General features: G+C 41.5%; 5 protein-coding genes. 4 read left to right on the forward strand and 1 reads right to left on the reverse strand.

Annotated features, from left to right (window positions below; genetic code table 11):
* Window positions 1-53: 53 nt before the first annotated feature.
* A complete protein-coding gene (locus V7K35_RS11000; protein ID WP_335078851.1) occupies window positions 54-1,262 on the reverse strand; it encodes an ABC exporter membrane fusion protein in 1,209 nt (402 codons plus the stop codon).
* Window positions 1,263-2,941: 1,679 nt separating this feature from the next.
* Here V7K35_RS11000 and V7K35_RS11005 point away from each other — a divergent pair.
* From V7K35_RS11005 to V7K35_RS11020, 4 genes are all read left to right on the forward strand, one after another.
* Complete coding sequence (locus tag V7K35_RS11005; protein ID WP_335078853.1) at window positions 2,942-3,220, forward strand: hypothetical protein; 279 nt, start codon at window positions 2,942-2,944, stop codon at window positions 3,218-3,220.
* A gap of 226 nt (window positions 3,221-3,446) precedes the next feature.
* The gene (locus V7K35_RS11010; RefSeq protein WP_335078855.1) at window positions 3,447-8,939 is read left to right on the forward strand and encodes a beta-ketoacyl synthase N-terminal-like domain-containing protein; all 5,493 of its coding nucleotides are present in this window, start codon (window positions 3,447-3,449) and stop codon (window positions 8,937-8,939) included.
* 167 nt (window positions 8,940-9,106) lie between these two features.
* Window positions 9,107-10,834, forward strand: a complete 1,728-nt coding sequence (locus tag V7K35_RS11015; protein ID WP_335078858.1) for an SDR family NAD(P)-dependent oxidoreductase — start codon at window positions 9,107-9,109, stop codon at window positions 10,832-10,834.
* Window positions 10,835-10,981: 147 nt separating this feature from the next.
* Window positions 10,982-15,748, forward strand: coding sequence for a PfaB family protein (locus tag V7K35_RS11020; RefSeq protein ID WP_335078860.1), 4,767 nt, complete (start codon window positions 10,982-10,984; stop codon window positions 15,746-15,748).
* Window positions 15,749-15,965 lie beyond the last annotated feature (217 nt).

Genomic DNA, 15,965 nt, shown 5'->3' on the forward strand with positions numbered 1-15,965 from the left:
GGATTTATTTGTTAATTATTATTTGTCATTAGTTATTTTTGAATGACTAATGACTAAATATGAATGGCAACATCCACTTGTAAGTTAGTTAAACGAGCTACCCGTTGACTATCTGCGGGATTATCGATAGAGATTTTCACCTCAACTATTCTGCGGTCTGTATCTGAATTAGGGTTGAGGCTAAAGATGCCTTGCTTGTCAACTTGCCAACCAATCTCTTTCACAGTTCCCTTTAATGTTCCAGTAAATGCAGTGCTGGTAATTGTGGCTTTTTGTCCTACACGCACTTTGCGAACATCGGTTTGATACACCTCTGCAATCACATACATTTGAGATGTCTTACCTATCTCAGCAAATCCTTTGTTGGCGCTGATGACTTCTCCGGTTTTGGCGTGAATTTTTAATATTTTGCCATTTATGGGAGATTTGATGTAACTTAAATCCAAATCGGCTTTTGCTTGTTGAACAGAAGTTGTTGCACTGTTGACTTCGGTTTGTGCGACTTGAACATCTACCCCACGCACTTCACTAATACTGGTGAGTTGCGCTTGTGATTGCTTTTTCTGTTCTTGGAATGTGTCTTGAGTTCGCTTGAGAGTGGCTTGGGCTTCTGTTAGCTGCTGTTGTGTAGTCTTTAGTTGCAAAGCCTTAGTATCTGCTATAGAAGCTGCGATCGCACCTTGTTTGTATAATTGTTGATAGCGATCGTTCTCGGCTTGAGCATTGTCTACCTCAGCCTGGGTGCGGGCGATTGTCGCCTGTTGTGTGGCAATGTCTCCTTTATATTGTGGCTCTAAACGGGCGATCGCTGCCTTTTGAGCATCAATATCTCCGGTTTTAGCTCCAGATTTCACCTGCGCTAGTTTAGCTTTGGAAACTTGCAGTTGGTCTAAAGCCTGTTGCAATGCGGTTTTAGAACGACCATAATTTTCTAGATATGCCAATAATTGCCCTGCTTTAACCGTGTCTCCTTCTTTCACCAACAGTCTTTCTACCCGCACCCCATTATTGGAAGCCGGAGCAGTCAAAGAAGTAACTTCGCCTTCTGGCTCCAAACGACCCAAGGCAGTCACAGCAAGTTTCACAGGAGTGGCAGCTTTGGGAGGAAGCGCTTGCGGTGTCTGAACTTTAGCCCTTGACCAAAACGGGGTTAAACTATAAAGAGCTATTAATCCGGCCGCTAAAGTCAGAGAAGCTGCTAAAATTGCTTGCGATCGGCCTACGGGTTTTGTGAAGAATCGGCTTTCTTTATTTACTGCCATATTTTCATTCCAATTGTGCTTTATAAAGGGATAGCCTGGTTATATTTAGTCCATTAGGATAGACTCATCTGCAAATTACCAAGAAGGCTTTTCCTCTAGAGTTTCTACCTTAATAAAGTGGATGCGTCTAAATTGCTTTTATATGAATTGTTGTATGTATTTGCCGCTCAAACTGACTATTGTGGCGTGAAAATTAATGGCGTGTTACTTCAAAGCTTCCTAAGTTATATCCTAATTTGACATCTAATCCAGTAGCGTAAAATACAATAGTGCTAACCAGAAAACTTAACTCTCAATCACAACGAAGCACTAATAAAAACAAACTAAAAACTTGGATGAACTTGTCATTAAGTATGGCGTAAAAATGGATCTTTGTCAATTAATTGAATTTTTCTAAGTCCTGATTCTCTCACTATAATATTTCATCCCAGTCAGATTAGAGACTGAAGAAATTTACTCGTCACTAATCCCTAATTTGCTAATTGAATACCAACAGATGGTTAATTGTTAAGCAGATTTGATATTACTAACAGATTATTGTTAGCTAGGTTGTGTACTATCAGACATTCTTACCAGTTTTGCTCTTACTAATTAAAGGCATGAAGTGATACCTTTGGTGCATTACGCCAGCGGACATCTAAAAATACACTAGTACACTGTGGCGGAAGCTTGTTTACCTTTGATAAGGGATTTTGTTCCTTGTTATTACCAACATCCTTAGAAATCCTCTGCTTCGTTACCATCCCGCCTTGGAATAAATTATGAGGCTAATAACTTGCATTTTTCTCAAGAAGACTATAGCAGTTCTCCTTCGGATGCAGGGCACAGCAATGCTGTGTCCCTACGAATGGTCTGTATTCCATGCAATTGAGAATCGCTATAAATACAGAATTTGAAGCGATGTACATAGCTATCCTTGGTGAAAGGGAAAATAGAGAGCTTTTGAGCCGCTGAACTTAAGTTCTAGGCGGGATGTAGGTTAGCGTAATACTTTAACTGTTATAAAAATGTGGATAAAGCCTTGTGTAGCTGCGGTTTATAATCTCTCTTTTAACTGATGCAATCATGATTATGTTTATCAAGCAACATACTAAAAATTAATATTTGCTTTATAAATAACCGCTTTGCTTCTGAAGTTGACTTATATTGAAAAATAACCCAAAACTTTGATTCAATTATGATGTTTCTCTGAGAAAACATACCTAGAATTATTCAATTTATCTATGTATTCATTGAATTGTTACTCACTAGACAATAGATTTGCATTATTAACTTAATCCAGCGCAAATTTATGGCTAACCCGTAGATAACAAAATATTTTACATATTTAACTAGTTATAAATTATACTTACCTTGCAAATTTTATTCCAAATTCACATCAGTAATAGTGGAGGTTTATTTATAAAATAACTTTAAAGAAATAATTTAGTTTCTGTAAAGTATGTTAGTGTTTTTATTAATTCAATGCTTTAAAGTGGTTATACAAACTAGTTATTTAATTGATGTTTTAAAGATAAAAATAACTAAATATAACTGCTTTGTGATCACCTTATGATCGTTTAATTACTTTTTTAAGTTGCATAAACTCGGATTAAAGGTGGTGTCTTTTCTGTAACGAACTTGTCAACTTTGCTGGGTCAAATCCCATAAACTAATTATCCTGGACGTTGAAACTGGCTATGACATTTATCAAGATACAGAACGTTGTCATGAACTCCAGCTGCGTTGCTGCAATTAAGCTAAATAATCAAACAGTTTTGGGCGAAAAAAGCGTTTCTGTTCCCTTAGCTACTCCTCAGTTTTCATTGTTCCAGTGGGATACCATTGCTCAAAATCTCTACCATTACAAATGGATTGAATTCACTGGTCAAGCAGTTATTACACTCCAAGACTATTTTACCAGTTTTAACAACGTCATCGACCTATTGCCACAATATCAAGAGTCTAGCGTTGTCTAACATTTTTGTGCGATGTTTACGACGGGCTATTCGGCGTCGCAGTGTACCAAAATCGCCTATAAATCTAGGGCTTTATCAGGGCAGTATATGTCGTGTGGTGTCGATTTTGAGACAAGCATTTAGCGGAGATAGGATAGCTAACTGCTTAGAAAAGGAGAGATTTGCATTATTTAATAGGCAACAGAAATTACTGTAGCTACACAATCCACAGTTCTCACTATGCCCTATGTCTGCTTATTCAATTGATACTGCCTTAACAGAGTTAGAGAGCCTGATCAATAATTGTGAAAAGGCTGTGAAGAGGTCTATAGAGGAAAAAAAAATGAAGTCAGATAAATCAATGTCAATTAACAAAATTAACAGACAATTACAACACAATCCTATAGCCATTGTTGGGATGGCATCTCTATTGCCTAAAGCCAGAAATTTGCGGGAATACTGGCAAAATATAGTAAACAAAATTGACTGTATTACTGATGTTCCTTCTACTCACTGGAGCGTCGAAGATTATTATGATCCGAATCCGAGAACTACTGAAGATAAAACCTACTGTAAAAGAGGCGGATTTCTTCCAGAGGTAGATTTTAACCCGATGGAATTTGGTATACCGCCCAGCATTTTGGAAGTCACAGATGTATCGCAACTGTTAAGTTTAGTGATTGCGAAAGAGGCGATGGAAGATGCAGGTTATGGTGAAAAACGTGAGTTTAGCCGTGAGACTGTTGGGGTAATCTTAGGTGTGGCCATGGCCAAGCAGTTAGGAATGCCACTTTCTGCCAGGTTAGAATATCCGATTTGGGAAAAAGCACTCAAAAGCAGCGGTTTATCCGATGAGGATACACAAAAAATCGTCGAGAAAATCAAAAGCGCCTATGTGAAGTGGGATGAGAACGCTTTCCCTGGAATGTTAGCTAACGTAGTCGCGGGTAGAATTGCCAACCGTCTAAATTTTGGCGGGATGAACTGCGTAGTTGATGCCGCTTGCGCTAGTTCCTTCGGTGCTTTAAAGATGGCAATTAGTGAGCTAGTTGAGCATCGTTCTGACATGATGCTAACTGGTGGTGTTGATACTGATAACACCATCATGGCTTTCATATCGTTCAGCAAAACACCGGCTGTTTCTCCCAGTGAAAATGTCAAACCTTTCGATGCTAAATCTGATGGGATGATGCTGGGTGAAGGTATCGGCATGATTGTCCTCAGACGCCTGGAAGATGCCGAACGCGACAACGATAAAATCTATGCCGTAATTAAAGGCATTGGTACCTCCAGCGATGGGCGCTACAAGAGCATTTATGCTCCCCGCAAAGAAGGTCAAATCAAAGCTTTAGAACGTGCTTATGAAGATGCCGGCTTTTCTCCCGCGACTGTTGGTTTGATGGAAGCACATGGCACCGGTACAATGGCTGGAGATCCGACAGAATTCGGATCTTTAAAAGACTTCTTTGGCGAACATGATCACAAAAAGCAACACATCGCTTTGGGTAGTGTGAAATCGCAAATTGGACACACAAAAGCGGCTGCGGGTGCGGCGAGTTTAATTAAAACTGCTTTGGCATTACATCACAAAGTATTACCGCCCACAATTAATATCACCGAGCCGAACCCGAAACTCAACATTAAAAATTCCGCCTTTTATTTGAATACCGAAACCAGACCTTGGATTCGTGCAGAAGGGGAAGCGCCAAGACGTGCAGGTGTGAGTTCTTTTGGCTTTGGCGGCACCAATTATCACGTCGTCTTAGAAGAATATGAAGCCGACCAAAACCACGCTTACCGTTTACACAGTGGTGCTAGCGAAGTGCTGTTGTTTGCTCCGACAGTAGACCAATTGCTGACCAAATCTGAAGAGATTTTAGGTAAGTTACGATCGCCTGAAGCAAAAACACATTATGCACAATTAGTCAAAGAATGCAAATCGCCACAGATTCCCCTCTCTGCTGCCAGATTTGGGTTTGTAGCTGAGAATCTCGAAGAAGCTTGCAAGTTGTTGCAAACTAGCATTGACTGGCTGAAACACAAAGGAACAGCAGCATCTTGGGAGCATCCCCAAGGGATTTATTACCGCGCCTCTGGTATGGAGTTGGGTGGAAAAGTTGTTGCTCTATTTTCTGGTCAAGGTTCGCAATACTTGGAGATGGGCCGGGAACTGGTAATGAATTTTCCTTTGATGCGGCGTCTTCATGGCTATATGGATAGTCTGTTAATCAAAGATAATTTACAGCCGCTTTCAGAAATCGTTTTTCCTCATCCGGTGTTTGAGGAAGCAGAAAAAAATGCCCAAATTGCTGCCTTACAACGCACAGAATACGCTCAACCAGCCATCGGGGTGTTGAGTGCAGGGATGTACAGCATACTGCAACAAGCCGGGTTCAAGTCAGATTTTGTGGCGGGACATAGCTTTGGGGAACTGACAGCGCTTTGGGCTGCGGGAGTTTTGAGTACAGAAGATTACTTGTTCTTAGTGAAAGCTAGGGGTCAAGCAATGGCGGCTCCAGAAGACCCGGATCATGATGCGGGTAGTATGTTGGCTGTGAAAGAAGATATCAGCAAAGTCGAAGCAGTGCTGAGACATTTTCCCCTAGTTGCGATCGCTAATCAAAATTCTCCAACTCAATTTGTCTTAGCTGGCCCCACCGCAGAAATCGCCAGAGTCAGAGAGGCTTTACACGAGAAAGGATATACGGCTGTATTGTTACCTGTTTCAGCAGCTTTCCATACACCGTTAATTGCCTTTGCTCAAAAATCCTTTGCGATCGCTACTAAGTCTGTCAAGTTCCAAAGTCCCAAAATCCCTGTTTACAGCAACGTCACCAGCAAACAGTATCCCAAAGAACCCCAAGGTATTCAAAAAATCCTGGAAACGCACCTTTCCAATTCTGTGCTGTTTAAGCAGGAAATTGAAAATATCTATGCAGCCGGTGGTACTTGCTTTGTGGAATTTGGGCCGAGGAGAATTCTCACCAACTTGGTAAAAGATATCCTTAGCGATCGCCCTCATATTACCGTATCTTTAAACCCCAGCACCCAAAAGAATAGCGATCGCTCTTTGCGAGAAGCAGTTGTGCAGTTGCGGGTAATTGGTCTGGCTTTGAATAACCTCGATCCTTACCAACTTCCTCAAACTCTACCCCCAATTGAGACGAAGAAGACATTAAATGTCCGTTTAAACGGCATCAACTATAGATCCGAAAAAACGAAAAATGCCTTCGCTCTAGCTTTGCAGGATGGGTACAAAGTTACATTACCCACCCCTGAACATTCTGATGCGGCTCCCTTGTTTACCAGCCCAGGTGTAACTCCACCTCTAGCAGTGATAGAGACTAACGGACATAAAAAACCATCCCTTGTTACCGCCCCAGCAATGAACGGTGTGACTTCTAATATCATCACCCAAACAGAGCAACAAATGAATCCTGTGACCCTTTTACAACCAGCCCAGGAATCTAAGATGCAACCAACACCAGAAAAACTTACTAATTACCAACAGCTTTTAGAAAGTTTAGAATACCTTTTGACACAGTTTCAGGAAAATCAAGCTGAGAATTTACAAGTTCACGGAACTTATCTCAACCATCAAATGGAATATGCCAAAGCGTTTTTCCAACTGATGCAGCAGCAGAATTCCTTGTTGAGTGAAAGTAAATCAACAGCCGAAACTGCCAAAATGAAGCTAGTTGTCATGGAAAGCTTAGAACGCAGCATGATGCAGTTTCACTCCCAACAAGGTGAAACCCTACGCATCCATGAGCAATATCTCCAAGAGCAACTGGAATATACCAAAAACTTTTTCCAACTCATACAGCAAGAATATTCTCAAATCATCTCTGGTGAGGGAACAAGCCAACTAACAGAGAAACTAAGCAACGGGGTACGCTATCCGTTCACCACAGAAACAACTGTTACTGATGCACCAGTACCCCCTACTACCAAGATAGTAGAAAGCCAGCCTTTGCCTGTAACTGAGCCAGTAGCAAAAAATGGCTCAACTATTACCCAAGCACCTCTCCCCCCCGCTCCCCAGGTGGTACCTGTAGTTGATCCTGTATCTCTCACTTCTAAGAAGGATGAAAATTCCTCTTCTTTACTCCCTAATCTCTTCTCTCCACTCCCTATCGAGACAGTAGAGCCTGTCCCAGTAGTAGAACCTCAAACCGAAGTTGTAGTCAAAATTAGCTCACCTCCAGAAGTTGTTGCATTCACCCCAGAACCAGCACCCACAACTGCTGCACCTGTATCTGGCGCAACCATAGATATTGTTGACTTGGATAAAAACCTGTTAGCGATCACCAGTGACAAGACCGGCTACCCAGTCGAGATGCTGGAAATGGACATGGACATGGAGGCGGACTTAGGGATTGACTCTATTAAACGGGTGGAAATCTTAGGGACGCTACAGGAAATGTACCCCAACCTACCCAAGCCCAATATCGAAGAGCTGGCAGAACTCCGCACCATCGGTCAAGTTGTCGAGTATCTGCAATCCCAGGCTTCCAAAAGTATTTCTGTAGAAATTGCAGTTCACGAAATACAACAACCAACCGAGATTCTAGTAGAGACTGTACCCGTAATTGAGGTAGTCACTTCACCTGAAGCAAGCCTGATTCCAGTAGAGACTGCACCCGTAGTTGAGGTAGTCACTTCACCTGAACCAAGCCTAGTTGTCACATTCAACCTAGCACCAGAACCCACTGTAACTGATGAAGTTGTAGACTTAGGTCAAACCCTACTAGCGATCACCAGTGATAAGACCGGCTATCCAGTTGAGATGCTGGAACTGGACATGGACATGGAAGCCGACTTAGGGATTGACTCCATCAAACGGGTAGAAATCTTAGGGGCGATGCAAGAAATGTACCCCAACTTACCCAAGCCAGATATCGAAGAACTCGGAGACCTCCGCACCATCGGTCAAATAGTCGATTACCTACAGCAGTTGGCTGGAGGTGAAAAAAAAAAGTCTGAGCCTGAGTTTGTCCAACAGCCACCCGAATTAGAGCATAATATCCAGCGCCATCCCGTCAAACTCAAAAGCTTACCACAGCCCGATTATTTGGATTTCACGTTACCAGAGGGACACATCGGTTTAATCACCGATGATGGTTCCCTCACCACTTATAAATTAGCTGAATCCCTAATCGAGAAAGGCTGGAAAGTAGTAGTTGTCAGCTTCCCCCAATCGCTCATCCCCCAACAAGCGCCCTTACCCGCAGGAGTAACCCGTGTCACCTTAGCAAACTTGAGTGAAGAACATCTCCAACAACAATTGCAAGCGATCGCATCTCACTGCGGAGCGATTGGGGCCTTCATCCATCTCCATCCGATATTTGTCGGAAATCACACCGGGACAATTCCCTATCACGAACAGGAAAAGGCGATCGTCAAGCACGTATTTTTAATGGCGAAACACCTCAAACCCTCCCTCAACGAAGCCGCACGTCATGGACGTAGTTGTTTTTGCACAGTTGCTCACCTCGATGGCGCTTTTGGCTTAGAGTACAAAGTCAACTTCGGAGCGATCGGCGCTGGTTTATTCGGATTAACCAAAACCCTGAGATGGGAATGGCCAAAAGTTTTTACTCGTGCGATCGACCTCAGCCCCAGACTTGACGCCAAACAGTCAGTACAAAACATCATAGCCGAGCTTCACGATCCCAACCTTTATATTAGTGAAGTTGGCTACGGCTCACAAGGACGAGTCACCATTATCGCCGATTAAATCCCTTCCTACTACAAAATTACCTCTTCTTCCTCCTTGGCGTCCTTGGCGTCTTGGCGGTTCGTAAAAAGAATTAAATCTTCTCCCTTCGGGAAATAAGTAGTTATTGGTCAGTACTCAACTGACCAATAAAAAAACCAAATTTATTCAGTTATTCACGAGGATTTATGACACAAACAGCCCAGCTTAGTCCATCATCTGTTTTTGTCGTGAGCGGCGGTGCAAAAGGGATTACGGCTGAGTGTACTATCAAATTAGCCCAACAGCAACCCTGCAAATTCATCCTCCTTGGTCGCTCCGAACTATTAGAAACCGAGCCAGATTATGCTCAAAATTCTGATGAATCAGCATTGAAAAAATGCATCATGGAAAATCTTCTTTCCCAAGGAGAGAAGCCCACACCCATGAGTGTGCAAAAGATATATAACAAAATTACCTCCAGCCGCGAAATTAAAAACACCCTAGCAGCAATTCAAAAAACAGGAGCTAAAGCAGAATATATTAGCGTCGATGTCACAGATACGCAAGCTTTACAAGAAAAACTTGCCAATGCTGTGCAACATCTTGGGCCGATTACAGGAATTATCCACGGCGCTGGAAATTTAGCCGATAAGTTAATTGAAAAGAAAACAGAACAGGATTTTGAAAAAGTTTACACCGCCAAAGTTCAAGGATTAGAAAATCTACTTACTTGCATTAACCCTAGTGAACTTCAGCATTTAGTTTTGTTTTCTTCTGTAACAGGTTTTCATGGAAATATTGGACAATCTGATTATGCGATCGCTAATGAGATTCTGAATAAATCAGGGCATATTTTCAAACAACAATATCCTTCATGTCATGTAGTGGCAATTAATTGGGGAGCTTGGGATAGTGGGATGGTGTCACCAGAACTTAAAAAGGCTTTTGCTGAACGAGGAATCGAAGTGATTCCTGTAGAAGCTGGGACACAAATGTTAGTCAACGAATTGCATTCCGCCTATCGAGAAAATACACAAGTTGTCATTGGTAGCCCTCTAATATCCTTGGCTAGGGAGTTAGATTCTGAACTATGCACCTATCGGATGCGCCGCCGAATGACAGTAGAAGAGAATCCATTTTTATTGGATCATGTGATAGCTGGGTCTCCAGTGTTACCTGCTACATGCGCTCTATCATGGATGATTGATTCTTGCGAACAACTTTATCCAGGATATAGATTTTTTGCTGCTCAAGATTTCAAAATTTTGAAAGGAATTACTTTTAATGAAAGTCTGGCAAGTGAATATATTTTAGATGTTAAAGAGATTTCTAAAACTAATGCTCAACAGATTACATTCAACACCAAAATATCGAGCAAAAATGCAAATGGAAAAACATTTTATCATTTCAGTGCCCAAATCCAACTATTACTAGAAATACCCACTATCCCAATTTATGATGCAGTGAATTTAGAACCAGATAATATCATCACTCTCACTGACAAATCTTTTTATCAAAATGGAGAAACTACATTATTTCATGGCCCCTCTTTTCAAGAAATCCAAAAAGTTCTAAATATCACCACAGAAAAAATTACTACACAATGCTTGTGGGAACAAATCTCAGATAAACAACAAGGACAATTTCCAGTCCAATGGGTAAATCCATATACAACTGACCTAAGTATGCACGCACTCTGGGTTTGGACACAGCATTTTCATCAAGAAGGTTGCTTACCTGGACAAGTCGCAAAATATGAACAATTTGCAACCACACCACCCAATGAACCCTTTTACGTTTCTTGTGAAGTGAAAGCCAAAACACCCAGTAGTGCAACTGCCGATTTTATCATCCACAATCGAGAAGGACAAGTCTATTCACGTCTACTCGGAGCAAAAGCAATTATTTGGTCGATGAAATTACTCAGAAGCTAGTAATCTTCAACTTCTTCTCTCTGCGCCTTTTTTGCCTTGTGCGTGAGCTATTTCTTTAGCAACCGCTTCTTGAAAGTTTGGGGAACAGCGTAAATCCTGCGTTTTAAATATCTCTTGCCTAATACCCAAACCTTAAGGATATAACTAGTGGAAAAAATAGCCATCATCGGATTATCATGTCTATTTCCCGATGCTAAAAACCCCGAAGAATTCTGGCATAATATTGTTAATCAAAAAGATTCGACATCTTCTGCAACAGTCGAAGAAATCGGAGTAGATCCGACAATTTTTCACAATCCAGTTAAAGGAACACCAGACAAAACCTATTCCCTCAAAGGCGGGTACATCCGCAACTTTCAATTCAATCCTTCCGAATACAATCTACCATCAGAATTTGTTACTGGCTTAGATAACACCTTCAAATGGTCATTGTATGCCGCTAAACAAGCAATTGTACAGAGTGGTTATTGGGGTAATCAAACTGTTCTGTCAAAATGCGGCGTAATTTTAGGTAATTTGTCATTCCCGACAAAATTATCTAATCAATTATTCTCTCCAATTTACCAGAAAGCGATCGCACCTGCTGTCAGAGAACTTTTGCAGTACGAAGACTTTGATTTAGCTAGTCTGCCAAGTGCAACTAAAGCCTCTTTGTACAATGCGATGATATCTGGTTTACCAGCATCTATAATTGCTCAAGCTTTCTCACTCTCCCAGATTAATTTATGTCTGGATGCTGCTTGTTCGTCATCATTTTATGCTATTAAACTAGCATCTCATTACTTATGGTCACACAAAGCTGATGTCATGTTAGCTGGAGCCATAAGTTGTGCAGATTCCCTATTTGTGCGGATGTTATTTTCCGGTGTTCAAGGGTATCCAGAAAACGGGATCAGCCGCCCCTTAGATAAGTCCTCTAGAGGGCTAATTCCCGCCGATGGTGTTGGAATGGTGATGCTGAAAAGATATTCTAATGCTATCAGAGATGGCGATAATATTCTCGCCACCATTTGCGGTAATGGACTCTCAAATGATGGCAAAGGTAAGCACCTACTTAGTCCTAATCCTAAAGGACAAATCTTAGCTTTTGAACGAGCCTATAATGAGGCAAAATTTAGTCCTAAAACTATCGATTATCTAGAGTGTCACGCCACTGGCACATTACTAGGAGATACAACCGAATTCAACTCCATAGAAACATTTTTTGGTCAAAATCAAGCTGCGCCTCTGGTGGGTTCTGCCAAAGCAAATACTGGTCACTTGCTAACTGCTGCTGGCATGGTTGGCTTGACTAAAGTGATTTTGAGTATGTCTCATGGCGTCATTCCACCAACCATTAATGTTAATGAACCTTTAGCTTCCGAAAATCAGATAATTTCTGCTGACAAAATTGTTAGAACAGCTACGTCATGGCCTAATAATAATACACCAATTAAACGGGCTGCTATTAGCGCTTTTGGTTTTGGTGGCACTAATTCTCATCTGATTTTAGAACAAGGAACTACAGCAGAATCTGTTGATTCAACTGCACCTATTCCACCAGCCAAAATTGCCATTGTGGGCATGGATGCCTTTTTTGGTAACTGCAATGGCTTAGATGCTTTTGAACGAAGTATTTATGATGGAACCCAACATTTTATTTCTCTACCGCCTGAAAGATGGCACGGTATAGAAAATCAAGAAAATGTCCTGAAAGAGTACGGTTTAACAGATGCTAAAGCACCAGTTGGGGCATATATCAAAGATTTTGAAATCGATACTTTATCGTGCAAAATCCCACCGAATGAAATAGAAAAATTGAATCCACAACAATTATTGCTCCTGAAGGTTAGCGATCGCGCCGTGAAAGATGCGAAACTACAGGAGGGCAGCAATGTAGCGGTTATTGTCGCCGCTGAGACAGAGTTTTCTGTGCATCAGCTACAGCAAAGATGGAATCTGTCTTGGCAGGTTAAGGATGGCTTACTCGCGCAAGAAGTTTCTTTGCCTGCTGAACAGCTAGCGCAACTGGAAACCATTGTCAAAGATAGCATTCACCACCCAGTAGAAATCGGCGAATATGTCAGTCACATTGCCAACATCATGGCGAGTCGAATTTCTGCTTTATGGAATTTCACTGGCCCTGCATTCACGATGACGGCTGGCGAAAATTCTGCCCTGAAGGCGTTGGAAGTTGCACAAATGCTACTCACTACTGGAGAAGTAGATGCAGTGGTTGTTGGTGCAGTAGATTTGGCTGGTGGTGTAGAAAATGTCTTGTTCCGCAACCAATTTGCACCAATTAATACGGGTGTTAATACGTTGAGTTTTGACCAACAAGCCAATGGCTGGACGGTTGGCGAAGGTGCGGGTGCCATTGTCCTGAAGCGTTACGAAACTGCTAAGGAAGACAATGAACGCATCTATGCAGTTATTGATGCCATGAGTTTCGCTCAAGATAATTCTACTGTCAGTAATGCTCTGGTAAAGCCTGATGCTTCAGCTATCAGCAATGTCTGCAAACAAGCTTTCCAGATGGCAGATATTCAAGCTACAGATGTTAATTATGTGGAAGTTTTCGGTAGTGGCATTCCCCAGGAGGATGAAGCCGAAATCACAGGTTTGCTTCAAGCTTATCCGAAAGTGGGAAATGGTTTGCACTGTGCATTGGGCAGCGTCAAAGCCAATATCGGTCACACCTGTACAGCATCGGGAATCGCTAGCTTAATCAAAACTGCTCTGTGTCTTTATTACAGGTATATTCCCGGCACTCCTAAATGGTCTGGTGTCAAAACACCGCAAGTATGGGAAGGTAGCCCTTTCTATGTCGCAATGGAATCAAGACCTTGGTTTGTCGATAAGGATGCCACACGCAGAATAGCAGCAATTAATAGTATGGGTATAGATGGGAGTTACGCCCATTTAATCTTATCGGAGGAACCCAGCCAAGAGGAGCGGGATAATAGATATTTGCAGCAAATGCCTTTTCATCTGTTCCCGATCGCAGTTAGCGATCGCTCCAACATCCCAGATTTACTTAACCATCTTCAACAAGCCATCGAAACTAGTTCCTCTTTATCCACTACCGCCAGTCAAACATTTGCTAATTTTGAACTGCATTCTGGTGCAAAATACGTCTTCTCAATCACAGGACGTAATAAAAAAGAACTACTCAAAGAAATTGAATCTGCCCGTAAAGGTGTAAACAATGCCTTTGAGAACGGCACAGATTGGCAAACACCAGTAGGAAGTTATTTCACAGCGAAACCATTGGGTAAAACCGGAGCGATCGCTTACGTTTATCCAGCAGCTGTCAATTCTTATGTGGGTATCGGTCAGAATCTATTCCGCTTATTCCCAAAAGTCTATGATGACACGATATTCAATAGTCTTGCCAACCGTGCCGTCGAAATTCATCAGCGACTTTATCCCCGAAGCTTACATAAGTTTTCCACCAGACAACTAGAAACTCTTGAAAAAGAATTCCTAGACGATTCCCTAGCCATGTTTGAAACGGAAATCGCTTATTCTCGACTGATTACTACAATTATTCGAGATGATTTCCAAGTCAAACCACAATGTGTATTTGGCTATAGCCTGGGCGAAACTAGCATGATGTCTGCCCAAGGAGTTTGGAGCAATTTTTCTGGTGGAAGTAACACTTTAAACTCGTCTCCTCTTTTTGGAGATAGATTATCTGGCCCTAAAAATGCTGTGCGTGAATATTGGGGATTGAAAGATGTTCCTGATTCACAAAACAACTTTTGGGTAACGTATGTTCTCATGGCCACACCATCCCAAGTTAGAGAATGTCTTAAACATGAGAATCGGGTTTATTTAACTCAAATTAATACACCAGAAGAAGTGTTAATTGCTGGTGATGAAGCAGCCTGTAAGCGAGTAATTCAAACTCTAGGTTGTAATGCTTTCCCGGCTCCCTTCGACCACGTAATCCATTGTGAAGCGATGCGATCGCAGTATGAGGAAATCAAGAAGGTAAACACTTTACCATCACAAACTCTCCCAGATATCGTTTTTTATTCTGCTGCTGATTATCAACCGCTCGCACTTGAAAGTGAAGCCATCGCTCACAACATTGCCAAAGGATTATGCCAAGAGCTTGATTTTCCCCGATTAGTTAATCGTGTCTACGATGATGGTGTGCGAATATTTTTAGAAGCAGGCGCAGGTAGTGTTTGTTCACGATGGATTGATAAAATTCTTGGCAAGAAAGAACACCTCACAGTTTCTCTGAATCGTAGAGGTATGCATGACCATGCTTCTATAGTCAAAGCATTAGCAAAACTACTCAGTCATCAGGTGAATGTGGATTTATCACCACTGTACAGCAAAGTCCAAGAAACCACCAATAAAACTAAAGTAACATTGAGAACAGTTACCTTGGGTGGAAAAGCGATCGCTGCTACAATTTTGAGCGACGAAAATCGCAAATTTGTTAAAGATTGGGCTAAGGATCTTAAGGGCGATCGCTTCAAAAAACAGCATCCAAACATACCTAATATTCCACAATCGGAAATCACAGATTCTCTTAATACTTCAAACAAAATAACTCCAGAAGAAAGTTATTACCCTAACATCTTGCCATCCCTTACTCAGCCAGAAGAAGTCAAACCAAAAAATATCATTGATAACGGTTTTGAACCGAGAGAACAATTACAATCTTCTGAGTCAAGCGCAATTGGGCAGCAAATTCCTCTTTCTTCTCCACCTGTCATCACTCAAAAAATTAGTAGCATCATCAGCATGTTCGATTTAAATAAGACTCAGTATCAAAAGCTCAATGCTAATAATTCAAAGATAACTAAAGCGCACACTGCTTTTTTACAAGCTAGACAAAATTATAGTCAACAAATGAGCGAAATCATTCAACTGCAACTAACTTGCGCCCAAAACTTGCTTAACGACGAATCCTAATAAATCATACCAATTCTCTTTCAACTTGCACCAACTAATTCTTAACTTATTTCTTCCTTTGCGCCCTTGGCGTCCTTGGCGGTTCGTTTAATAATTATTACGTGCATCTTCATGGAGAATTGGTATGAAAATATAGATTCTTATAGCAATCCTATCTAAGTTGTGAAAAGAAACGAACCGCCAAGACGCCAAGAGCGCCAAGAGAATAAAAAGAAGC

Source organism: Nostoc sp., from assembly GCF_036917275.1.
Lineage (GTDB): Bacteria > Cyanobacteriota > Cyanobacteriia > Cyanobacteriales > Nostocaceae > Nostoc.